General features: G+C 48.6%; 22 protein-coding genes. 10 read left to right on the forward strand and 12 right to left on the reverse strand.

Annotated elements, in window-relative coordinates:
- Window positions 1-10 precede the first annotated feature (10 nt).
- The 7 genes from L2712_RS15520 to yrfG all read right to left on the reverse strand — a co-directional run bounded on the left by L2712_RS15520 (window position 11) and on the right by yrfG (window position 6,914).
- On the reverse strand, window positions 11-886 hold the full coding sequence (locus L2712_RS15520) for a cytochrome c oxidase subunit 3 (RefSeq protein WP_033538848.1): 876 nt from the start codon (window positions 884-886) through the stop codon (window positions 11-13).
- Window positions 883-1,452, reverse strand: a complete 570-nt coding sequence (locus L2712_RS15525) for a cytochrome c oxidase assembly protein (protein ID WP_248978304.1) — start codon at window positions 1,450-1,452, stop codon at window positions 883-885. Before L2712_RS15525 ends, L2712_RS15520 begins: the two co-directional genes overlap by 4 nt.
- 1 nt (window position 1,453) lies before the next feature.
- A complete protein-coding gene (gene ctaD / locus L2712_RS15530; RefSeq protein WP_428848622.1) occupies window positions 1,454-3,064 on the reverse strand; it encodes a cytochrome c oxidase subunit I in 1,611 nt (536 codons plus the stop codon).
- Window positions 3,065-3,073: 9 nt separating this feature from the next.
- On the reverse strand, window positions 3,074-4,600 hold the full coding sequence (gene coxB / locus L2712_RS15535) for a cytochrome c oxidase subunit II (protein WP_248978305.1): 1,527 nt from the start codon (window positions 4,598-4,600) through the stop codon (window positions 3,074-3,076).
- 395 nt (window positions 4,601-4,995) lie between these two features.
- The gene (locus L2712_RS15540) at window positions 4,996-5,505 is read right to left on the reverse strand and encodes a cell division inhibitor SulA (RefSeq protein ID WP_248978306.1); all 510 of its coding nucleotides are present in this window, start codon (window positions 5,503-5,505) and stop codon (window positions 4,996-4,998) included.
- Window positions 5,502-6,119, reverse strand: coding sequence for a transcriptional repressor LexA (gene lexA / locus L2712_RS15545; RefSeq protein WP_033538844.1), 618 nt, complete (start codon window positions 6,117-6,119; stop codon window positions 5,502-5,504). Before lexA ends, L2712_RS15540 begins: the two co-directional genes overlap by 4 nt.
- Window positions 6,120-6,239: 120 nt before the next feature.
- On the reverse strand, window positions 6,240-6,914 hold the full coding sequence (gene yrfG / locus L2712_RS15550) for a GMP/IMP nucleotidase (RefSeq protein ID WP_248978326.1): 675 nt from the start codon (window positions 6,912-6,914) through the stop codon (window positions 6,240-6,242).
- A gap of 97 nt (window positions 6,915-7,011) precedes the next feature.
- Here yrfG and nudE point away from each other — a divergent pair, with 97 nt between their 5' ends.
- From nudE to L2712_RS15575, 5 genes are all read left to right on the forward strand, one after another.
- A complete protein-coding gene (gene nudE / locus L2712_RS15555) occupies window positions 7,012-7,557 on the forward strand; it encodes an ADP compounds hydrolase NudE (RefSeq protein ID WP_248978307.1) in 546 nt (181 codons plus the stop codon).
- A 51-nt stretch (window positions 7,558-7,608) separates the two neighbouring features.
- A complete protein-coding gene (cysQ, locus tag L2712_RS15560; RefSeq protein WP_033538842.1) occupies window positions 7,609-8,421 on the forward strand; it encodes a 3'(2'),5'-bisphosphate nucleotidase CysQ in 813 nt (270 codons plus the stop codon).
- Entirely contained in the window at window positions 8,414-8,869 is a 456-nt protein-coding gene (locus tag L2712_RS15565) for a GNAT family N-acetyltransferase (RefSeq protein WP_248978308.1), read from the forward strand. Before cysQ ends, L2712_RS15565 begins: the two co-directional genes overlap by 8 nt.
- Before the next feature lie 105 nt (window positions 8,870-8,974).
- Window positions 8,975-9,586 (forward strand): TetR/AcrR family transcriptional regulator, encoded by a 612-nt coding sequence (locus L2712_RS15570; RefSeq protein ID WP_248978309.1) that lies wholly within the window; start codon window positions 8,975-8,977, stop codon window positions 9,584-9,586.
- The gene (locus L2712_RS15575) at window positions 9,577-11,439 is read left to right on the forward strand and encodes an MFS transporter (RefSeq protein WP_248978310.1); all 1,863 of its coding nucleotides are present in this window, start codon (window positions 9,577-9,579) and stop codon (window positions 11,437-11,439) included. Before L2712_RS15570 ends, L2712_RS15575 begins: the two co-directional genes overlap by 10 nt.
- A gap of 55 nt (window positions 11,440-11,494) precedes the next feature.
- Here L2712_RS15575 and mnmH read toward each other — a convergent pair whose 3' ends face one another.
- The 3 genes from mnmH to L2712_RS15590 form a co-directional block, all read right to left on the reverse strand.
- Entirely contained in the window at window positions 11,495-12,610 is a 1,116-nt protein-coding gene (gene mnmH / locus L2712_RS15580) for a tRNA 2-selenouridine(34) synthase MnmH (RefSeq protein ID WP_428848623.1), read from the reverse strand.
- Window positions 12,610-13,653 (reverse strand): selenide, water dikinase SelD, encoded by a 1,044-nt coding sequence (gene selD / locus L2712_RS15585; RefSeq protein WP_248978311.1) that lies wholly within the window; start codon window positions 13,651-13,653, stop codon window positions 12,610-12,612. The genes mnmH and selD overlap by 1 nt, the downstream gene beginning before the upstream one ends.
- 178 nt (window positions 13,654-13,831) lie before the next feature.
- Window positions 13,832-14,938: a fatty acid desaturase gene (locus L2712_RS15590; RefSeq protein ID WP_248978312.1), complete on the reverse strand. Its 1,107-nt coding sequence runs from the start codon at window positions 14,936-14,938 to the stop codon at window positions 13,832-13,834.
- Between the two features lie 140 nt (window positions 14,939-15,078).
- Here L2712_RS15590 and fabR point away from each other — a divergent pair, with 140 nt between their 5' ends.
- The 4 genes from fabR (at window position 15,079) to L2712_RS15610 (ending at window position 19,642) form a co-directional block, all read left to right on the forward strand.
- The gene (fabR, locus tag L2712_RS15595; protein ID WP_033538975.1) at window positions 15,079-15,693 is read left to right on the forward strand and encodes an HTH-type transcriptional repressor FabR; all 615 of its coding nucleotides are present in this window, start codon (window positions 15,079-15,081) and stop codon (window positions 15,691-15,693) included.
- A gap of 116 nt (window positions 15,694-15,809) precedes the next feature.
- Window positions 15,810-16,451, forward strand: coding sequence for a type II toxin-antitoxin system toxin DNA ADP-ribosyl transferase DarT (gene darT / locus L2712_RS15600; RefSeq protein ID WP_248978313.1), 642 nt, complete (start codon window positions 15,810-15,812; stop codon window positions 16,449-16,451).
- A gap of 14 nt (window positions 16,452-16,465) precedes the next feature.
- On the forward strand, window positions 16,466-17,506 hold the full coding sequence (darG, locus tag L2712_RS15605; RefSeq protein ID WP_248978314.1) for a type II toxin-antitoxin system antitoxin DNA ADP-ribosyl glycohydrolase DarG: 1,041 nt from the start codon (window positions 16,466-16,468) through the stop codon (window positions 17,504-17,506).
- Window positions 17,507-17,635: 129 nt separating this feature from the next.
- Complete coding sequence (locus tag L2712_RS15610; protein WP_248978315.1) at window positions 17,636-19,642, forward strand: ATP-binding protein; 2,007 nt, start codon at window positions 17,636-17,638, stop codon at window positions 19,640-19,642.
- A gap of 227 nt (window positions 19,643-19,869) precedes the next feature.
- Here the strand turns inward: L2712_RS15610 and trmA are convergent, their stop codons facing one another.
- Window positions 19,870-20,967 (reverse strand): tRNA (uridine(54)-C5)-methyltransferase TrmA, encoded by a 1,098-nt coding sequence (gene trmA / locus L2712_RS15615; protein WP_248978316.1) that lies wholly within the window; start codon window positions 20,965-20,967, stop codon window positions 19,870-19,872.
- A 201-nt stretch (window positions 20,968-21,168) separates the two neighbouring features.
- Between trmA and murI the strand changes: the two genes are divergently transcribed.
- Window positions 21,169-21,972 (forward strand): glutamate racemase, encoded by an 804-nt coding sequence (gene murI / locus L2712_RS15620; protein ID WP_248978317.1) that lies wholly within the window; start codon window positions 21,169-21,171, stop codon window positions 21,970-21,972.
- A 29-nt stretch (window positions 21,973-22,001) separates the two neighbouring features.
- On the opposite strand, the gene L2712_RS15625 is transcribed toward murI, so the two are convergent.
- Entirely contained in the window at window positions 22,002-22,460 is a 459-nt protein-coding gene (locus L2712_RS15625; protein WP_088903537.1) for an RNA recognition motif domain-containing protein, read from the reverse strand.
- Window positions 22,461-22,812 lie beyond the last annotated feature (352 nt).

The following is a 22,812-nucleotide window of genomic DNA, read 5'->3' on the forward strand; positions in this document are numbered from 1 at the left end:
CGATTTGTCGCTAAAGCACATAGACGAACACGAATAGGCAGAGCCAGACCACATCCACAAAGTGCCAATACCAACTACCTGCCTGAAAGGCGAAATGCTTCTCCGGTGTAAAATGACCTTTTAGAACTCGTAAAAACAGCACGAACAGGAAGACAGTACCTAGGGTCACGTGCATGCCATGAAACCCTGTGAGCAAGAAGAAGGTGTTGCCATAGATGCCTGAGGTGAGGGTGAGTCCCATCTCTTGGTAGGCGTGGGCATACTCTTTCGCCTGCAGGTAGAGAAAGACCAGGCCTAATAGTATGGTGATGCCGAGCCAAAGCGTCAGCGCCGTGCGCTTGCTCTTTTCTAAGCTTACGTGGGCAAAATGCAGGGTGACTGATGAGGTCAGCAGTATGATGGTGTTGTATAGGGGGAGGCCTGTCCAGCCCATGGCCTCCGTCTTAGTGCCATCTGGCGTGGTGACCAAGGGCCATACCGCCTGAAAGGTTGGCCAGAGCACCTCGTGGGTCATAGCGTTATTAGAGGCGCCGCCCAGCCAAGGCACGGAAATAGTGCGGGCGTAGAGCAGGGCCCCAAAGAAAGCGGCAAAGAACATCACCTCAGAAAAGATAAACCAGCTCATGCCTTGGCGAAAGGAGCGGTCCATCTGTTTAGAGTAGAGCCCGGACATGGACTCATTGATCACGGTTCTGAACCAACCAAATATCATATAGAGGATAACGGCAATGCCTGCGGTGAGAATGTAGCCGCCACTGGTTTTATCCGTTTGTAACTGTTGTATATAGCTGCCTGCGCCGAAGGCGATCAGGAAGAGACCAATGGCGCCAATAATGGGCCAGGCGCTCTGGGCGGGGACATAATAATGTTCATGTTTGCTTGTCATTTCACAGCTCCTTGCTCAACAGCACCCACGTACCCCTTGTCGGTGATGTTGTATAGCGTATAAGAGAGAGTCAGTGTCGATATCTGCTCTGGTAGCTCGGTATCGACATAGAAGATCAAAGGTAATTGTGCATCGGCATTAGCATCGAGTAACTGCTGGTTGAAGCAGAAACATTCTGTCTTGTGGAAGTAAGCGGCGCCCTGTCCTGGAGAAACGGAGGGGATAGCTTGTCCGACAATCTGCAGCGTCGAGAGGTTCTTGGCATTAAACTGGGTGCGAATGACTTCACCGGGATGCACCTGCATACGTTTCATCTCAGGAGCAAAGACCCAGGGCATATCTTTCTGGGTCTGAGCCATAAATTCGACCGTTACCGTGCGACTGGTATCTATGGTCATTGGTTTATACTCGGCGGGCGTCGACTGCGTTTTGCCATTGATGCCTAATTTTTCGCACAGCACATCGTAAAGAGGCACTAAGGCGAACCCAAAGCCAAACATGCCCACGCAACCAAGCAGTAGCAGGCCGATCAGTTTACGGTTGGAGTGCGCCTTAGTGTCTGACATGCTATTTCACCTCGGGTGGTGTCGAGAATGAATGGTAGGGTGCTGGACTCGGTAGGGTCCACTCTAAGCCTTCTGCACCATCCCAAGGTTTACTCGGTGCCGCTTCGCCACCGCGAATACACTTGATCACTACCACTAAAAAGATCAATTGCGACAAGCCGAAGGCAAAACCGCCGATAGAAACAATTTGGTTCACATCGGCAAATTGAATTGCGTAATCGGGAATACGTCTTGGCATGCCAGCCAGCCCCAGGAAGTGCATGGGGAAGAAGAGTACATTGACCGAGATAACCGAACACCAGAAATGTAATTTCCCCAATTTCTCGCTGTACATGTGTCCGGTCCATTTAGGCAGCCAATAGTAGGCGGCCGCCATGATGGAGAAGATGGCGCCCGAGACCAATACGTAGTGGAAGTGAGCCACAACGAAGTAGGTATCATGGTACTGGAAATCGACTGGCGTGATTGCCAGCATCAGCCCGGAGAAGCCCCCTATGGTGAAGAGAATGATAAAGGCGAGTGCGAACAGCATGGGCGTCTCAAAGGTGAGCGATCCACGCCAGAGGGTTGCCACCCAGTTGAATACCTTGACCCCTGTTGGCACCGCAATCAGCATGGTGCAGTACATAAAGAAGAGCTCTGCAAATACTGGCATCCCCGTGGTAAACATGTGATGTGCCCAGACCAGAAAGGAGAGGATCGCGATACTGGCCGTGGCGTAAACCATGGAGGAGTAACCAAAGAGTTTCTTACGGCTGAAGGCCGGTACGATAGCTGAGATGATGCCGAATGATGGCAAGATCATGATATAGACCTCGGGGTGACCGAAGAACCAGAAAATATGCTGGAACATCACAGGATCCCCGCCACCGGCGGCATCGAAGAAGCTAGTACCGAAAAACTTGTCGGTCAGAACCATGGTGACCACTCCGGCGAGCACTGGCATTACAGCGATCAACAGGAAGGCCGTGATCAACCAGGTCCAGACAAACAGAGGCAGTTTCATCCAGGTCATGCCGGGGGCACGCATATTAACTATGGTGACGATCACGTTGATGGCACCCATGATGGAGCTAATCCCCATGATGTGAACCGAGAAGACAAATAGCGCCGTGCTGTCCGGGCTGTAGGTCGTCGATAGAGGAGCATAAAATGTCCAACCGAAGTTAGGGCCGCCCCCTTCCAGAAACAGTGAGCTAAGGAGGATGGCAAAGGCAAAGGGTAGGATCCAGAAGCTCCAGTTGTTCATGCGCGGCAGCGCCATATCGGGCGCCCCTATCATCATAGGGATCAGCCAGTTGGCCAGGCCGGTAAAGGCCGGCATCACGGCACCGAACACCATGATAAGGCCGTGAACTGTCGTCATCTGGTTGAAGAAGTTAGGCTCCACCAGTTGCAAACCCGGTTGGAACAGTTCGGCACGGATCACCATCGCCATGGCGCCACCCGTCAAGAACATGATGAAACTGAACCAGAGGTACAGAGTGCCGATATCTTTGTGGTTAGTGGTAAACAACCAACGTTTTATGCCCGTTGGATGCTCCTCGTGGTGATCTGAATGTTCGCCAATATGAGTGGCATCCATTTCTGCTTCACGCGTTATTGCATTCATAATGCCTCCCTATTGACCGTGTTGGTTAACGTCTGTTGCCTGAACCGCATCGCCCGTATTGTTTCCCCAGGCGTTACGCTCATAGGTGATCACGGCTGCTAGTTCTTGCGGGGTTAATAGGGGGCCAAATGCCTGCATGGCAGTTCCTGGCTTCCCTTTTATCACCATCTCTAGGTGCTCACTTTTAGGCCCCGTGGCAATGGCGCTACCTTTCATAGCAGGGAAGGCGCCGGGCAATCCCATTCCGTTAGCCTGATGGCAGGCTGCACAATGGGACAGATACACTTGCTCCCCCTTGGTCATCAGTTCGTCCATGGTTAAATCATCTAACACTGCAGATTTAGGTTCTTCTGTGGCCATCTCGGGCGCCACTTGATCGGCGCTGGCCGCTGGTGTTGTCGCTTCACTGCCGGACGGCGTGCTTACATTGCTGACATCGGCGGCTTGAACCGTGTCGCCTGAATCATTACCCCAAGCATTACGCTCGAAGGTGACGACAGCGGCAATATCGGTAGCGGTCAGCTGCTGCGCAAACGCCTGCATCGCTGTGCCTGTTCTGCCATTTAAGACCACATCGATATGCTCGGCAACTGGGCCTTTAATAGCTGGGCTGCCAATCAGCGACGGGAAGACTCCTGGCAAGCCGGCTCCATTTGGCTGGTGGCAGGCTGCACATTGCGCCATATAGACCTGTTCACCTCGGCTCATGAGTTCTTCTTTCGACAGTGTTTTAGACAGGGCTGCCTGAGCTTCGGCCGCAGCGGCGTTGGCCAGGGCTTTTTGATCGACCACCCATTTATCGAAGTCGGCTTCGGAAAGAACCTGTACCACGATAGGCATAAATCCATGGTCTTTTCCGCATAGTTCGGCGCATTGGCCACGATAGATGCCGGGTTTGTCGATGCGGGTCCAGGCCTCGTTGATAAAGCCGGGGTTGGCATCTTTTTTCACCGCAAAGGCGGGGACCCACCAAGAATGAATTACATCCTCTGAAGTCATCAAGAAACGAACTTTACGGTTAACCGGGAGGACTAAAGGTTTGTCGACTTCGAGAAGGTAGTGCTCGCCTTTGGCTTCTTTGCCCTCTATTTGGTCTCTTGGCGTCGACAATAGGCTGAAATAGGCAATGTCATGATCAAAGTAGCTGTAATGCCACTTCCATTGTGAGCCAGTAACCTTAATGGTGAGGTCCGCATTACTGGGGTCTTCCATGGCGATAAGTGTCTTGGTTGCCGGGATGGCCATCACGATTAAGATCACGAAAGGGACAATGGTCCAGGCGATCTCAACCTTGGTGCTCTCATGAAAGTTTGCCGCAACGGCACCCTTTGAGCGTCTGTGGTTGATGATGGAATAGATCATCACCCCAAAGACGACCAGGCCTATGGCACAGCAGATATAGAGAATCGTCATATGCAGGCTAAACACCTGATTACTGATCTCTGTGACCCCTGATGTCATGTTAAGGGGCATATCGGCTGCGAGTATGGTGGGCGTAATTAGCAACGCCAGCAAACAACACAACACTTGCTTCACTAGACTTCTCCTCTGTCAATTGCGAAGGCAACTACAAAGAAGAGCCACACAGTATGTCTCGGCTCTATGCAAACTCTTCAGTTCCCAAAAAAGCAACGATGACTTCAAAGTGCGTCGGTGGTGAATCTTTTGTTTTGCTGGTGGTAACCACGCTTGCACTTACGGCTGAATATATCAGACGAATTTCAGCTCTTAGGGCGATGTGGTGCAGATTTATTCGCCGCTCAAGCCGACAACCAAATTGTTCGACATAACAAATAATCGTTGATATCTACTACTAACTTAATGGCTGTTTAAATATTGATCAAGATCACTTTTATTTTATTTTGCTAAATAAAACAGATACAAAAACGCCCCTTTCGGGGCGTTAGTATGGAAAGAATTGGCAAGGATGATCAGTGAAGAGAGGTAAACTGATTGGCGGCCTTGGTACCAAGATCCTCTTGGATAAAAGGGTTGGCAGGTAAGTGACTGTTCGCATCTTCGATAACCACCCCTAAGGCGCGGGTGTTTTTCGCGACGATCTGCAAGCGGCGATTGTCCCGTGCATCCAATGATTGTGTCCAGCTGATCACGGCACTGGATGTACCACTTGTGAGAGCCTTTTCCATAGCCCAAAGTGCTTCAACTTCATCTTTGGTGTGTACCAGCAAGATGCGATCCATCCGCACGCCGCCGTCGGCTAGCATCTGCTTATAGCCAATATTGGGTGGGCTGATCAGCACGACCCACTGCCCTTGCTGGCTGAGTCTCGCCAGTTCAGGTGTAAGACTCTGTAACTCTTGCTTGCCCTGAGTCGAACTGGAAACCGTTGAAATAGTGTTCTTGCTGCCGCTTTTAAGCGAACTGTCGAGATCGATCCAAAGCCCCGGATGACGAGGTGCCATGCCCATGAGATTATTCATTGCCAGTCTCCATTACGAATCACGCCGACGGCTAAACCTTCTATGCTCAGGCTCTGAGTCGTCAGGTCAACAACGATAGGTGAGTATTCTTCATTTTCTGCATGTAGATAAACTGTGCTGCCACGCTTCTCGAAGCGCTTGACCGTCACATCATCCTCTACGCGAGCAACGACTATCTGTCCGTTTCTTGCTTGTTCGACCTTATGTACCGCTAGCAGGTCGCCCTCAAGGATGCCGATATCTTTCATACTGTCGCCCCTTACACGCAACAGAAAGTCTGCACTTGGGCGAAACATGCTCGGGTCAACCTGGTAGTGCTGTTCAACATGTTCCTGTGCCAGAATCGGCTCACCGGCTGCTACCTGGCCAATCAGAGGTAAACCGAGATCTTCAGGTTCTTCCTCTTGAGTCAGCTTAATGCCGCGAGAGGTGCCCGGCATGATCTCGATGCAACCTTTTTTGGCCAGTGCCTTAAGGTGCTCTTCGGCGGCATTCGCGCTCTTAAAGCCTAATCGGCGCGCAATTTCGGCACGGGTTGGTGGCATGCCCGTGTCTGCAATATTGCGTTTTATTAGCTCTAAAATCTCGGCTTGTCTTGGTGTTAAGGGTCTCATGATTAATCCTGTCTTTCCATACAGTACCTGTCAGTATATACAGTATTTTATACAGTGCAAGTATTAACCAGTTTTTCTATCAATCAGCTCAAATGGTTAGCGAGTTAACCCCACGAATATTTAGCTAGTAATCGTTTTCTCAAGGGAGATCAACAGCTGATGATAATCATCGATGGCGGGAAAATCGGTAAAGGTTTTGTGTGGCTTTTGGCTGTCGGGATTCTTGATGCCGAGTTGATAGCCAACTCCTGCGGTTCTGGCAGCCTGCAAGATGGGTTCGCTATCGTCGATAAACAGGCAACGGCTTGGATCTAGGGAGAAGCGCTCAAATAGGCTAAGCCAAAACTGGGGATGCTCTTTGGGGTAACCAGTGTGGTGGCTTGAGAGCATATGATCTAACCCGGAAGCCAGCTCGGTATGTTTGAGCTTTAATGACAAGCTTTGTGGGTGTGCGTTGGTGACTAAGATACGCTGCTTGTTGTGCCTGGCAAGTGCCGAGAGAAAGGGCATGCTGTCTTGGCGCAGTTGGATTCTGTCTACCAGAGTGTGGTGCAGGGCAAGAATATCTAGGCCAAGCTCTTGCTGCCAATATTCCAGACAATACCATTCTAAGGTGCCAAATACCTTGGCATAGGCGGTTTCGACCAGTTGCTGCGCCTCAGATAAGGGGATCTGTTTCTCTTGGCACAAGGCTTGAGGAACCAGGCTGAGCCAGAAGTGATTATCGAAATGCAGATCCAGCAGGGTGCCATCCATATCGAGCAGCACAGTATCTATCTTATTCCAGGGAAACATAAAGGTGTGAAAAAAATTCCTTGGTGAGAGTTGTGGATTAGGCACATCATAGTAAGATTGAGTGGTTAAGCAAACGCCATTTTTATCAGGAAGTTTCATGCCGGACAAAAAGCCGCAGATCCTACATGCCGAAGTTGTTGCACAAAGCCGTCTATTTCAGATTGAGCTGGTGCATTTAAAATTTTCGAATCAGGTTGAGCGCCAGTATGAGCGCATGAAAGGCAATGCCCGTGGCGCCGTCATGGTGGTGCCTGTGCATGGTAAAGACCTCCTTTTAGGGCGCGAGTACGCGGCGGGAACCCATAGCTATGAGCTTGGCTTCCCTAAGGGCTTGGTTGATCCAGGTGAGAGTCACGCCGAGGCGGCCAATCGAGAGCTGCAAGAAGAGATAGGCTTTGGCGCTCATAAGTTGACCCATCTGATGGAGCTAAGTCTGGCGCCAGGCTATTTTGCCAGCAAGATGCAGATCTTCGTAGCCGAAGATCTGTATGAGAGTCGACTGCAAGGTGATGAGCCAGAACCGATAGAAGTGGTGCGTTGGCCCTTGAGTCAGTGGTCTGAGCTGTTATTAGAAGACGACTTTTCCGAGTCTAGAAGCGTTAGCGCCTTGTTTTTGGCGCAGAAACATCTAAAACTAAAGTAGTTAATCTAAACGATAAATAGGCATTGCCAGATGTAGGCTGTTGGAGTTGTGATGAAGCCAGAAGAGTATATTGAGCAGGCGATAAGTATTGCCATCGAGGCGGGAGAGGCGATTAAGACTATCTACCTCGAGGGGAGCTTCGAGCGAGAAGTAAAGTCTGACAATACCCCTGTGACCTCTGCCGATATCGCGGCTCATAAGATCATCTCTTCACAGCTTGAGCGCCTAACGCCTGATATCCCCGTTTTATCCGAAGAAGATGCTGATATTCCTTTCTCTGAGCGCGCCGACTGGCAACGCTACTGGTTGGTCGATCCCTTGGATGGTACCGGTGAATTTATTGCCGGCAGCGGCGACTTCTCGGTGATCATCGCCCTGGTTGAGCATAATCGCCCTATCATGGGGATCGTCTATGTGCCCATGACGGACGTGGTCTATTATGCGGTGGCGGGCCTGGGTGCCTACAAACGTAGCAGTAAGGGTGAGGTACGTATCGCCAGTAAACAGCTCACCACTGACGATGAACCCTGTCTGCGCTTGGCGGTGAGTCGCCGTCAAGATCCTCATTCAGTGCTGAAGTTATTCCATCATCCTAAACACTGCGAACTCGTGGTTTTGGGGGGCGCAGCACTAAAGAGCTGCCTGGTGGCAGAAGGGCGAGCCGACTGTTATGTGCGCATCGGCCCCACCGGCGAGTGGGATACCGGCGCGGCGCAGATCATCATTGAAGAGGCCGGCGGCCAGGTGATGGATCTTGAATTGCAGCCCCTAAGTTATAACGAGCGTGAGTCGTTAGAGAATCCCAATTTTATCGTTGTGGGCTCAACCCACCTGCCTTGGGATAAACTGTTAACCAGTGAATAATCCCGAATCTATTGTTATTCAAGCAGCCGCTAAGTCGCAGTTGTTGCCACTTTATCGTTTGGAGCAGCAGCTGTTTGGCGAGCATGCCTACCCCGATTTTTTCTTTCGTCAGAGTTATGATTGCTGGCCCAGTGGTCTGCGTGTTGCCTGTGATGCACAGGGCTGTGTGCTGGGCTATATCCTGCTGGCCAGAAGTGAACAGCCTGCTTGCGCCTGGATCCTTTCGGTGGCCGTCGATAGTGCCGCTCAGGGCAAAGGAATAGGCAAGCGGTTGATTGTCGAGACGCTAGCGTCGCTGCCCGCCGAAGTCAGGCAAGTTAAATTGACTGTCTCGCCCGACAATCCAGCCCGCCATCTCTACGCCAGATTGGGGTTTATTGAGCAGGGTTTAGAAGTCGACTATTTCGGTCCCCATGAAGATCGCATCCTGATGATCCTCGATCGTTAAAACTTCCCTTTTAAACATAGAGCTAAAAAACAAACTTATTATGAACATTGTTTTTTATTTTGTTTGCTGCTAACTTAACCCAAAAGCCAAAAAGGATGGGATGAGATGGCTAGGCGCAAAGAACATACTCATGAAGAGATTAAGGTAATGGCCATCGCGGCTGTGTTGGCGCATCTTAAGGATGAATCGCTCGATTCCCTCAGTTTACGCAAAGTGGCGGCGGTTATTGGCTATGTGCCTAGCACGCTGGTAAATCTCTTTGGCAGTTATCAGGGATTGTTGCTGGCGGTCGCCGAGCAGACCCTGAGTGAGCTATTTGAGCGATTGGCAGGTCAAGCGCAAACGCCAGAGTTCGGTGGATTAACGGCTATGGCAGCCGCCTATCAGGAATTTGCCTTTGAACAGCCAAGAGCCTTTCAATTGATCTTTGAACTTAAGGCCACCAAAGAGCAGGGGATAAGCGAGCGTCATGCCAGGCTAATTGAGCAGTTGTTTGCCTTGGTCGAGTCGCGTCTGGCGAGTTTGTTACCGGAACTACCTCAGCAGCAATGTCTGCTGGCAAGTCGCGCTGTGTGGGCTGGGGTGCATGGTTTGGTGAGTCTGGATCTGGATGACAAGCTTTTTGCGCCAGGGGTTAGCCTTACCCAAGCCATCCAGCATCATTTAGAGGTTCAACTTAAAGGATTGGGTTATCACAAGGAGACGTTATGCTGCTAACCAGACGGTTTTTCCCCTATTTTGCCACTCAGTGCCTGGGCGCACTTAATGACAATATTTATAAGAATGTGCTGCTGCTGATGGTGACCTATAGCCAGATAGACGCCCTGCCCATTAGTGTGAACCTATTCGTCAACCTCGCCGCTGGCGTGTTTATCTTGCCGTTTTTTCTGTTTTCCGCTCATGCGGGAATGGTGGCCGATAATATGGATAAGGCGAAACTGATCAGACGCTTAAAACAGCTTGAGCTGGTAATTATGTCCTGCGCGGCCATGGCGATACTGACTCAAAGCTACATGGTGATGCTGGTACTGCTCTTCTTAACCGGTAGTCAGTCGGCCTATTTTGGTCCGGTAAAATACTCTCTGCTGCCTCAAGCGTTGGCTGAAGATGAACTGGTGACGGGCAATGCCTGGGTGGAGATGGGCACCTTTCTCTCTATCTTGATCGGTACCCTAAGCGCCGGGCTCTTGGTGGCCAGTGACAAAGGCGTTATCGCCACGGCACTAACAGTATTTGTACTCGCTATCGCTGGATACTTAGCCAGTCGAGCGATACCTGCCATGCCGCCTCAGGGGGCGATCACTAAAATACGTTTTGCATCCTTGTCTGGCACTTGGCGCAGTATCGCTAAGGTGAGAAATACGCCAAGTATCTGGATGGCAATCTTGGCGATCAGCTGGTTTTGGTTTCTAGGTGCCACCTATCTGACTCAATTTCCTAACTTTGCCAAGTTACATCTGCACGCAGATGCTACTGTCGTTTCACTGCTACTGGCGCTCTTCTCAATCGGTATCGCGGTAGGCTCCTTTCTGTGTGAGCGTTTCTCCTATGGCCATGTGGAGCTGGGGTTGTTGCCTTTTGGGGTGGCGGGTCTGACATTGTTCGGGGTCGATCTCTTGTGGGCACTTCCCGACTTACCTGCTCAGGGACAGGCGATCTATACCTTCAGTAGCTTAATTGATGAGTCACAACACTATCGGGTGATGTTTGCCCTGTTTATGGTGGGTGTGAGTGGTGGCTTGTTTATCGTGCCTCTTTACGCCTTTATTCAGTCGAGGGCAGAGAGGGGCGAGTGTGCTCAGGCGATCGCCGCAAACAACATCATGAATGCTTTGTTTATGGTGGTCTCGGCACTCTTATCTATCTTGCTGCTAGAAGTGTTTGAGTGGCAGATCACAGAGCTGTTTCTATTGTTGGCGCTGCTTAATGCCGTGGTGGCCTTGTATGTTTATAGTCAGGTGCCAGAGTTTACCCAGCGCTTTGTCAGCTATTTGCTGAGTCATATTCTTTATCGCGTCACTGTGTCTGGTCGCGAAAAGCTGCCCACTGAAGGCGCCGGCATCATAGTCTGTAATCATGTCAGTTATGTGGACGCTCTGATCATCATGGGCGCGTCGACTCGACCGATTCGCTTTGTGATGGATAAGTCGATCAGCGAGATACCTTTGCTGAAATATCTTTTTAGACACGCAGGGGTGATCCCCATCTGTTCGCCACGCCAGTGTGAAGCCACTTATGAGCAGGCGTTCGAGTCGATTCATCAGGCATTGGCCAATGAGGAGTTGGTGTGCATCTTCCCTGAGGGACGCCTGACGCATAACGGCGAGTTGGGTGAGTTCAGACCTGGGATAGATAAGATATTGGCACGAGATCCTGTGCCAGTGATCCCCATGGCGCTCAACGGCCTCTGGGGTTCCTATTTCAGCCACCATGGTGGGCATGCTCTCAGTACGCGTCCGAAGCGCTTCTGGTCAAAGATATCGGTGAGACTGGCCGATGTGATCTCTGGTACAGAGGCCAATCGCCATCAGCTGCGTGAACGGGTTGAGACCATGTTATCTGAGTCGTAGAGACGCTATGCGCAAAGAGAAAAGCCAGACGTTTTGTCTGGCTTTTTTATTGTCTCTATCGCTTGGCGTAGTCATCCAGCCATTGATGCATAGCCTGATGGTCACCTTGGAAGATCACCCGCTCGGCCTTTTTCTCTATCTGATACTGATACATGGGATCGTAATATTTATTGAGTAGTAGGGCGATCCACTCAAGATGAGCCTGGATATCCCCATCTTGCCATTGCACAGCTAATGCCTGCTTGATTATGGCTTGTAGCTCATCATGTTGCTTGCCGCCCAGGCGTTTCTTGATGCCGCTGATGCTATTGGTCAGATAGTCGCCAAAGGCTTCAAAGCCAGCTTCTTCACCCAGACGCTCGACATAACCTTGATGCATCTTATGCACATATTCGTCGAGTAATCGGGTGAGCCTGGCCTCCATTGGTTCCTCTAGGATCACGACCTTGGCCGCCTGCATCCCCATGTAGAAAGCTTTAGGCAGAGCTGAGCGACCAATCAGATAACTCTCATCTTCCAGTAACAGATCTCGTGCTTGGCTCTGTTGATGCTTTAGTAGCGCGACACCCAAACTATTTTCGAAGTTGATCTGTGTTGGCTGCTCTTCGTGATAGCGGCCGAAACTGGAGCCTCTGTGGTGGGCCAAGCCCTCAAGATCGACGGATTCTGGACGTTGCAGCAAAAAGTCTGTCTTACCGCTGCCTGTTATGCCGCTTAGAATCAGCATGGGTTTGACCTGCGGCGCCGTATCTATGGTGTCGATCAGGCACTGGCGCATCGCCTTGTAGCCGCCCTGAATATAGGGCACCTCTTTGCCAGCCTCTTTAAGCCACTGTTGTGTCAGCTGCGAACGCAGGCCGCCACGAAAACAGTAGAGATAGGCGTTGGGGTGCTGGTTCAGATAGGTGAGCCAAGCGTCTATGCGCTGTTGCTTGACGCTGCCGAATACCAGCGAATGGCCGAGGGCGATGGCGGCGTCCTGTCCTTGCTCCTTGTAACAGGTGCCTACCTTCTGCCGCTCATCATCTTGCATCAGCGGCTGATTGCTACTGGCGGGAAAGGCGCCCTTGGTAAATTCTATCGGGGCGCGTACATCCATGATGGGATGATCGCCGGCCAGGATACGGGCATATTCGCTCGCGGGGATAACTCTGCCCATTTGATTGCTCATTAGATCAGTTCCACCAGAGCCTGCGCCTCGGTTGGCGGCACCAGTTGTCCGATGCACTGGGTCGGGAGTCCCTCTTTCTCGAGCAGTGCAAGCAGCTGAGATTCATGGCTGGCCGAGACCGCAATCAATAAGCCACCGCTGGTTTGAGGGTCGCATAACAGCGCTTTTTGTTCATCAGTGACCTTGGGTAGGTGCTCACCATAGCTGTCGTAGTTGCGATGAGTGCCGCCGGGAATACAGCCAAGCTTGAGGTAATCCATCGCCTTGGGTAGTAAAGGGAGGGCGGCTAGATCAACTTTGGCGGCCAGTTCAGCCCCTTGGCACATCTCGATCAGGTGGCCCGCCAGACCAAATCCGGTCACGTCAGTCATGGCGGTAACGCCTGGGATCTTGGCGATGGTCGGCCCTGCCTTGTTGAGCTGGCACATAGCATCAGGGGCGATATTGATATCTTGCTCGGCCAGCTTTTTCTGTTTCTGCGCCGTCGTTAAGATACCTATTCCTAAAGGTTTGGTGAGGTATAACTTATCGCCAGCCTTAGCCGTATTATTTTGTTTGAGTTCGGGTAAGGGGATCTGTCCGGTCACGGCGAGGCCGAAAATAGGTTCTGGCGCGTCGATACTGTGGCCACCGGCCAACATGATGCCGGCATCTTTACAGGCCTGGCGTCCGCCATCGACGACCTGCTGAGCTATCTCGGCGGGTAGCGTATTGACCGGCCACCCAAGAATGGCGATAGCCATCATAGGCGTGCCGCCCATGGCATAGATGTCGCTAATGGCATTGGTGGCGGCGATGCGTCCGAAGGTAAAGGGGTCATCCACAATCGGCATAAAGAAATCAGTAGTGCTGATAATGCCGGTTTCATCATTGAGACGATATACAGCGGCGTCATCGCGGGTTTGATTACCCACCAGAATGTTAGGGTCATCGAAGGTGGGCAGTTGGGAAGCCAGTATGGTGCCCAGTACCTTTGGCGATATCTTGCAGCCACAGCCGGCGCCATGGCTATATTCGGTGAGTTTAATCTTTTCTACTGACATGAACGCAAACTATCTCTAGATGAAGGATGAGCCGCTCATGATAGACCCATAGGTGCGGCACTTCAATCGCCCAGCGCTACAGATGTGAACGCAGAAGCTGGTGCCTAAGGGGGAGAATGACCGTCGTACTATTGATATAAAAAGCCACCCAGTTTGGGTGGCTATTGAAAGTCGGATGTTAGGCAAATCCAGTGGTGAGGTTTTTCCACTGCTTTTTACGCGTCATCAGCTCTTGTTTGAGATGCTCAACCTGCTGCATTAAATGCTGTGTGGTCAGCTGTTTGCGCTTGGCCTCCAGCAGTTCCTTTTGCGCCTGATAGTAATCGGCGATATGGTTTTTCAGCAGCTCATATTCGGTATGGATCTTCTCGAGGATCTCTTCGTGATTGGCCAGCTGGGTGACCTTGTGCTGTGCCTTCTTCAGTTGCATCTGCAGTTTGGCGCTCTCGATACGCTCCTGGGGAGTGACTCTGAGATTGTGGGCCAGTCCCGTCCAGGCCAGGGTGTTGATCAGCCACTTGGTGGGATCGTAGTGCCACCAGAGGATGCCGTTGCGGTAATCGTTTTCGAAAATATGGTGGAAATTATGGTAGCCCTCACCATAGGTAAATACCGCCAACAGACCATTGTCCCGCGCCGTGTTTTTGTCTGTATAAGGCTGGCTTCCCCAGATATGGGCGAGGGAGTTAATAAAGAAGGTGCAGTGATGGACTACAACTAAGCGTAGCAGCCCCGCCATCAGCAACATGCCCCAGATATCGCCGTTCAGCCAGCCTAAGAAGACAGGAAGACCTATGTTCATCAGGATGACCAGCGGCAGATAGTATTTGTGCTGCCACATCACAATTTTTTCGTTTTGCAGGTCTCGTACGTTCTTATAATCGTGATAACGCTGGGCCTGATACTCTCTTAGCATCCAGCCGATGTGGCTGTACCAGAAACCCATGTTAGCCGAATAGGGGTCTTTATCGTTGTCATCGACATGCTTGTGATGGATACGGTGATCCGATGACCAATGCAGGGCACTGTTTTGCAGTGCAAGTGCTCCGCCCAAGGCAAAAAGAAAACGCACTGACCAGTGTGCCTTGTAGGTTCTATGTGACCAGAGCCTGTGGTATCCGGCGGTTATCGACAAACCACTGGCAAAGGCGAGGCCAATAAAGGCTGTCCATTCTGCCAGGCCGTAGCCATGGGTAATACCGTACCAAGGGACGAGAATGGCAGCACCCAAGAAGGTGATGGCAAAGAGCAAAATATTGGTCCAGATGAGGGGAGGTTTTTTCATTATTGTTTCCAGGGTTTATATTGAGCGTACAGCTGTAAGCCAATTTTACTGACTTCGCTGGAGAGATCAAGGCGGGCTGCGTTTTTGTATTAAAGAAGGTATTATTGGCAGATTGAGTTTTATCTAGCGGATTCATCATGATGGGTATCAGAGCACAGCAAAAAGAAAAAACGCGTCGCGCCTTGGTCGATGCGGCATTTAATCAATTAAGTGCCGAGCGCAGCTTTTCTAGTCTGAGTTTGCGAGAGGTGGCCCGCGAAGCCAATATTGCGCCGACTTCGTTTTATCGCCATTTTAAGGATATGAACGAGCTGGGTCTGACTATGGTGGATGAAGGTGGATTGACCCTGAGACAGATGATGCGTAAAGGGCGTCAGCGCGCGGAAGCCGGCGGCAGCGTAATTCGTATTTCTGTCGATACCTTTATGGAAGTGTTGGAGTCTAACCCTAACGTCTTTCGCATTTTGTTGCATGAGCGCTCGGGCACTTCAGCACCTTTTCGCGCCGCGGTAGCCCGAGAAATTGAACACTTTATCTCTGAGTTGGCCCACTATACCGAGGCGACTGCCAAACGTACGCCTGAACTGGCCAGGGCGCAGGCCGAGGCTTTGGTGACCTTGGTCTTTAATGCTGGCGCGGCGGCGCTGGATATGAAACGTGTCGATCGTAAGATTTTAGCCGACCGCTTGGTGATCCAACTGCGCATGGTGGCGAAAGGCGCCGAATCTTTGCAGCAGAAGATGGAACATCGCTAAACAGTGAGTGTTATTTAACTGCCAAAGTTGGTGAACTCTTTGGACAGTTATCACTACACAATCAATTGAGCGATAACTCAAGGAAGTTTAACTTGCCTACAAGAAAAGGATGATAAATGACAATACCATTACAGCCCAAGGTTTATCATATTGTCCATGTCGATAGGCTAGCATCTATCCTTGGTGCCAATGGACTCCTATGTGATGCACAGATTATTGCGCAAAATGCAGCGGGAACCACGATAGGTATGAACACTATTAAACAGCGTCGACTCAACGAGTTAACGTTGGATAGTCATCCTGGTTTATATGTTGGACAATGTGTACCATTTTATTTCTGTCCACGCTCCATCATGTTGTATGTGATTTATCGAGCAGACAGTGATGAACTGGCTTACAAAGGCGGACAGGGACCAATAATTCACCTACAAGCTGATCTTCATGCAACCGTACAATGGGCGCAGCAGCAAGGGCATCGTTGGGCATTTACTCTTTCAAATGCGGGGTCGTACTTTTTTGAAGATAGGAACGACTTAGCTTTATTACATGAACTGAATTGGCCAGCTATTAACGCTACACAATGGCAAAGTTGCAAGGATGGCAAACAGGCCGAGTTTCTTATCGAGCATAGCTTTCCCTGGCATTTAGTCGAGGCGATAGTGGTCAATTCAGACAATGTTTATCATCAGGTAGTCAACACGTTGCAAATGGCAGCACACCGGCCACCTGTTACAATTAATCGTGATTGGTATTATTGAGGGGGGCCGTAGATATGATCGAAACTACTCGTGGTGACATTCTGCGTGCTGATGCAGAAGCAATCGTAAATACAGTTAACTGTGTTGGCGTAATGGGGCGTGGTATTGCTCTGCAATTTAAAAAAGCATGGCCTGAAAACTTCAAAGTCTATGCAGCAGCTTGTAAAAGCAAAGATGTTCAGCCTGGGAAAATGTTTATATTTGAAACTGGGCAGTTAGCAAACCCTCGTTTTATTATTAATTTCCCCACGAAGCGTCATTGGCGAGGCTCAAGCCGAATTGAAGATATTGACTCTGGCTTGTCAGCCCTTGTTAACGACATTCAAAGACTAGGTATTAAGTCTATTGCAATACCACCTTTAGGCGCAGGCTTAGGTGGGCTTGATTGGGCGGTTGTACGTGAAAAAATCGAAGTTGCAATGCAGCCGCTGAAAGATGTTCAAGTTCTACTTTATGAGCCATCGGGCGCGCCGCAGAATGATAGAATGGCAAAGCAAAAAGAAGTACCAAAGATGACACCAGGTAGGGCTGTATTGATTGAGTTGATTCAGCGCTACCTGAAAGGTTTACTTGATCCATCAGTCTCGTTACTTGAGGTTCATAAGTTATTGTATTTTATGCAGGAAGCAGGAGAACCTTTACGTTTGTCCTATCAGAAGGCGCACTATGGGCCTTATGCAAAAAACCTACGCCATGTTCTTAATGCAATTGAAGGGCATTTTGTTTCTGGTTATTCAGATGGCGGTGATGCACCGGAGAAAGTACTTCAGTTGGTTCCTGGAGCGGTAAAAGAAGCACAAGAATTCTTGGACCAACATCCTGATACGCGAGAGAGATTTGAAAAGGTATCTCGATTGGTAGAAGGCTTTGAATCACCACAGGGCTTAGAGCTTCTTGCTACGGTGCACTGGCTTAATCGGTATGAACAAGCAAAAAATATCGAACAAGTTATCAAAGGTGTTCATTCTTGGAACGCAAGAAAGCAGCAATTTACCCCAAGGCAAATTACTATTGCTGAAAAAGTACTTGATAGACAGCACTGGTTGAGCGTGTGAATTGAACGTTAGTAGAGCCTTTTGTCCAAGAGGCTCTACATACTTAAATCTAAGTTGAATCTGATTTTTTTATAGAAAATATATGAAACAGCAACCTTCTGTTTCGTTAATAAGGCCAGGGACTGTTTAATGCAAAAGGAACAGATTGAAACAACGAATATAAACCATGCAGGCATCAAGAAGCACTTTAATCGATGGAAGCTAACCCCAGAGAGAGCCGTTATAGAACTAATCGCCAATGGCTTTGATGCTAAAGCAACTGAGGTCAGAATTAGTACCAGTGAAGAGTTCCTTGGGACTACATCCGTACAGATTATTGATAATGGTTTAGGGATTGATCCTGATAAGAAATTAGAACATTTTTCGTGTTTCAATGATTCCCAAAAAGTTGGTGATGATGATACGCAAGGTGCACATGGCCGAGGCCGATTGGCGTTTCATCTTTTATGTGCGAATGCCGATTGGTATTCTAGATGTGGCTGTAAGGATACAAAGATCTCTATCAGCAGTGATGATTTACAACATTATTCGATGCTGAGCCTACTGCCTGAACAACAAAAGCATAGTGTTGTTGCAAATGGTCGGGGAACATGTGTTGAGTTGACAAATTTTACGACCAACCTCCCTGACGATGAAGCATTATTGTGTATATTGCAAAATGAATTCGGGTGGCGACTCGCCTTAAATGACAAATTGAAGCTGTATCTCAACAACACTGAGGTATCTGTTCCTATTAATGAAAGTCGTTCCGAGTCAATCGATATAGATGAGATTCCATTTACGGTTAACTTTTTTAGGTGGAAAACCAAACCGGGAACTGAAAATTCAAAGAACTACTTTGTAAATTCAGATGGTAGGGTTACGTATAGTGAAAACAACTCATTTAATAGAAAAAGCCAGTTTTATTTGAGCGTTTATATTCAATCGCCTTGGGTTGACCTATTTGATAAAAACGGCGGATCTTTAAGTTTTGATGAGCTGGATGTTCCACTTGCTACTCCAAGCTCTCCAATTTTTAAGTCCCTCAAAACAAAGATTTTCGATATATCTCGAGATATCTATACTGGATTTCTAAGGCAGCAGGTTGAAAGTCAGTTAGATAAATATGAGCAACAAGGCTATTTCCCTACCTACAAAAACCTGAGTCAGCATGATGCTGAGTGGCGACACTCTAATGTTCGAACTGTCATCAAGGAAATTTGGCTAGTTGAGCCTTCAATATTTAATAATTTAGGTGCGAAACAAGCTAAAGTTATGATCTCATTATTAGATAAATTGCTTGTGTCTAATGAGAATGACAGTCTATTGGAAGTGCTAGAAAGTGTTGTAGAGCTGGATAAACATCGTCTTCATCAGTTAGCTGAGCAACTAAATAAGACAACGTTGGAGAACATTGTCAGTACGATTGAAGTATTGCAACGTAGGGAGACTGTTGTTAGAAAGTTAGAAGAGCTTATGATTAATAATTACAAGGATGTTTTAGAAACTCCGCACTTACAAGGGATTATTGAAGCTAATACTTGGCTTTTCGGTGAACAATACTCAATGATAGGTGCAGAAGAAGACGATTTTCAAAAAACAGCCCATAATCTTAGGCAGCATATTAAAGAAATCGATGTACTAGCAGAAGATGACTTCGAACAGCAAGACTTAGATGATGGTCTTACTATTGAAGGTGTGAGACGTCAGGTGGATCTATTTTTGGCTAGGAAGACAAAGCAGTTTGATAGTTTTGGTAAGCCCTATTTCAAGTGTACGATTATAGAGATTAAGAAACCGAGTGTATCGTTGAACACAAAACACTTAAGGCAACTTGAAGACTACGCAGGGATCATAGCCCGTCATCCAGGTTTTAGTGGACCTAATATGCGATTCGAATTGATTCTAGTAGGAAGAAAGGTTTCGAATGATGATATGGGGATTCCGAGAGCGCTCAAGTCGTGTGAAGTTCATAACGAACCTGGCATGGTATTCAAAGAAGAGCGAATCAAAGGATATGTGAAGACTTGGTCTTCTATCAAATTTGAGTTTGAGTTAACAAACTCCTACTTGCTTGAAAACCTTAAAACGAGACGAGATACGTTTGAACATATGGGATCAAGTGAGCTAGTTGCAGATCTTCAGCTGGTTTGTTGACAGTGTTTTTTCATTTAGATAAGAGGCAGCATGTAGCTGCCTCTTTTTTTATATTTTTTGCTATTAGTAAGTATGCATTCAGTACTGGTTATATCTGTATATTCCCTTAAATCCAGTAAAATCTTATGGTTAATAGCTAGCGGGATACAGAGAGTTAAAAGCTCCCCGTACCCCAAGCTGTGCCAAGTACCATTTTTGCTAATGATGATGTTGACGAAATCCTTGGTTTAACGACGTTCCAAAAGGACGCCAGACTCCATATGAGCCGTATAGGGGAATTGGTCAAATAGCGCGAAGCGAGTGATCTTGTGGGTCTTATCTAATACCTTAAGGTTATCGAGTAAGGTATTAGGGTTGCACGAGATATACATGATCCGCTCGTAGCCTTGCACCATGGCCAGAGTATTGTCATCGAGCCCTGCCCGTGGCGGATCGACGAAGATGGTATTGCAGTTGTAACTGTCTAAATCCACCCCTTCTAGTCGTCTGAAGCTGCGCTTCTTTGCTAGAGCATCGGTAAAGTCTTCAGCCGACATGCGAATGATCTGCAGGTTTTCGACTTTATTGGCTTCAATGTTGTACTGCGCCGAGTCGACTGAAGGCTTAGCCAGCTCTGTGGCTAGGACGCGATTGAAATTTTGTGCCAGGGCGATGGAGAAGTTGCCGTTGCCACAATACAGCTCTAGCAGGTCGCCACTGCTGTCACGGGTGATGTCGATGGCCCACTCCAGCATCTTGATGGCGACTTCGCCATTGGGTTGGGTAAAGCTGTTTTCGACCTGTTTATAGACTAGCTGCTGCCCGTTAACCGGCAGGGTTTCTATTACGAAGTCGCGATCCAGCACCAGCTTCTGCTTGCGAGCACGGCCAATGATGTTGACATTGAATCTGTCTGATAGCTGTTGCTTCAGTACTTTAGCTTCGGCTTCCCACTGGGCATCTAGCTGTTTATGGTATAAGAGTGAAATTAAGATCTCGCCGCTAAGGGTCGACAAAAAGTCCACCTGAAACAGCTTGTGTCTGAGTGTCTGATTGGGACGCAGGGCGGCCATCAACTCTGGCATCACTTCGTTGATCAGTTTGCTCGCCGGCAAGAATTGATCACAACGCACCTTCTGGTTAAGTGCCTTATCGAACATATAGTAGTAGAGGTCTTCCCCTTCGTGCCAGACGCGAAATTCGGCGCGCATGCGATAATGTGCGTCTTGTGAAGCAAAGACTTCCAATTCAGGTGTTTCGAAGTCGGCAAATAGCTGAGCTAATTTCTCACGTTTCGCATCGAGTTGCTTATCGTATTGCTTAGGATCCATTGCGTCTAAATTCATTTCTTAACACCGTTACTATCATTGGGGGCGCAAATAGTATACTACCTGTCGTTGATGTCTAGGGGGTGTTTTACATTCCAAGTGTCTACAGAGTCAGGTTTGTCGCGTGAGATACAAATCTGCACGTATCAGCTTTAGCTTTTGCACTGAATGTGAAAAAATCGCTGCTCGGGCGTCATATATCTTTATCGGAGAGCCAATTTGTCTGCAAATATACTCGTGTTTGATTCTGGGGTGGGGGGCCTATCTATTTTGGCCGAAGTGCGCAAACAACTTCCTCAGGCCAACTATTGTTATTTGTTCGACAATGCCAGACTGCCCTATGGTGAGCTCGACGAGCAGGAGTTGATCCAAGGTTGTGTTGAGCTGATAGCTCGAGCCGTCACTCTGAGCGAAGCTGATATTGTGGTCGTGGCCTGCAACAGCGCCAGCACCTTGATTCTGCCAGCGTTGCGAGAGAGTTTAACTATCCCTGTTGTCGGCGTGGTCCCAGCCATCAAACCGGCGGCGCGCCTATCGAAGAATAAACACCTCGGTTTACTGGCGACGCCGGGTACAGTGAATCGTCGTTATACTCAGGAGTTGATCGATAAATTTGCCCGTGACTGTAGAGTCGATCGCTTTGGTTCTTCTGAACTCGTCTATATAGCCGAAGCTAAGATGGCGCAGCAGCCATTGGATCTTCAGACCTTACATGAGGTGCTTAAGCCTATAAAAGAGTCTGGGTTAGATACCTTGGTTTTAGGTTGTACTCACTTTCCGATTTTAGCATCTGAGCTACAAGACTATTTAGGTGAGGGGGTTACACTGCTGGATTCATCCCGTGCAATTGCAGCTAGGGTGATGACTTTAATTCAGATGGAAGGTAAACAAGGGCTCCGTGGTCAAAGCCAGGCTTTCTATACAACAACTACTATTGCGGAAGGTCTTAAAACGACCTTGGCTGCCTGGGGATTCTCATCGGTAGCATCTTTTGCAGAATGTGCGATAGAGACAGGCAGCTAGTGTCGGTAATAGGCTAAGTGGTTTTAAGCTTAGCTTTCTTGCGTGGTCTCGTTTTTATCAGCGTCCTGAGACTTAGCTTCACGAACTTTCAGTGTACGCTCCTGAAATTCAAATTCGTTTAGTTTGTTCATTGCCTTTTTCGCGCCCGCCTCAGACATTTCGATAAAGCCAAAGCCTTTGCGACGGCCAGTCTTGCGATCGCGGACTAGGCGAACCGAGTTAACCGGGCCAAACTTTCCAAATAACTCTTTAACTTCACCCTCATGAACACGATAAGGCAGGTTTCCAACATAGAGTGTCATGGTTGGTCCGGTATAGGTCTCGGCGGTACCTGCAGTAGAAGGTGATGATTGCAGCGTAAAAATAACACTAGCTATAATGGCACCAGTAAAAAATGCGATTGCCGAATAAAGCTCTGGTGTGAATTGAGATATTGCCAATGCGCCAAGGATGGCGACTATCAAAACAATAAGAAATGGCTTTTGCATATAATTGGTTCTCTGAAGAATTGATAATTAACTGTTAACAGCTCGTATATGGTAATGAATTATTAGCAATTACACTAGCATATTGATGAAAAAACGAACTTTAGCTAGGTTTGATATAGAAAGGTTTCGTCCTGATTTGTCTAAATTCGACGCGTATTGCTAGTTAATTCAGCAAAGCGATTAAAAGATCGTCTTGCGATCGATGATCGTAGAAAAACCCCTTGCGCCCAAATCAGAACTCCCTATAATGCGCATCCACTGACACGGCAAAGCAGATAACGCAGCGTCGAAACACTTGGTAGCTAAGGCGATAAGGTGGTCAGTCACTGAAAAGTGAAGCCTCAAAAAGTTT

The organism is Shewanella marisflavi, assembly GCF_023283925.1.
In the GTDB taxonomy this organism is placed as follows: Bacteria; Pseudomonadota; Gammaproteobacteria; order Enterobacterales; family Shewanellaceae; genus Shewanella; species Shewanella marisflavi.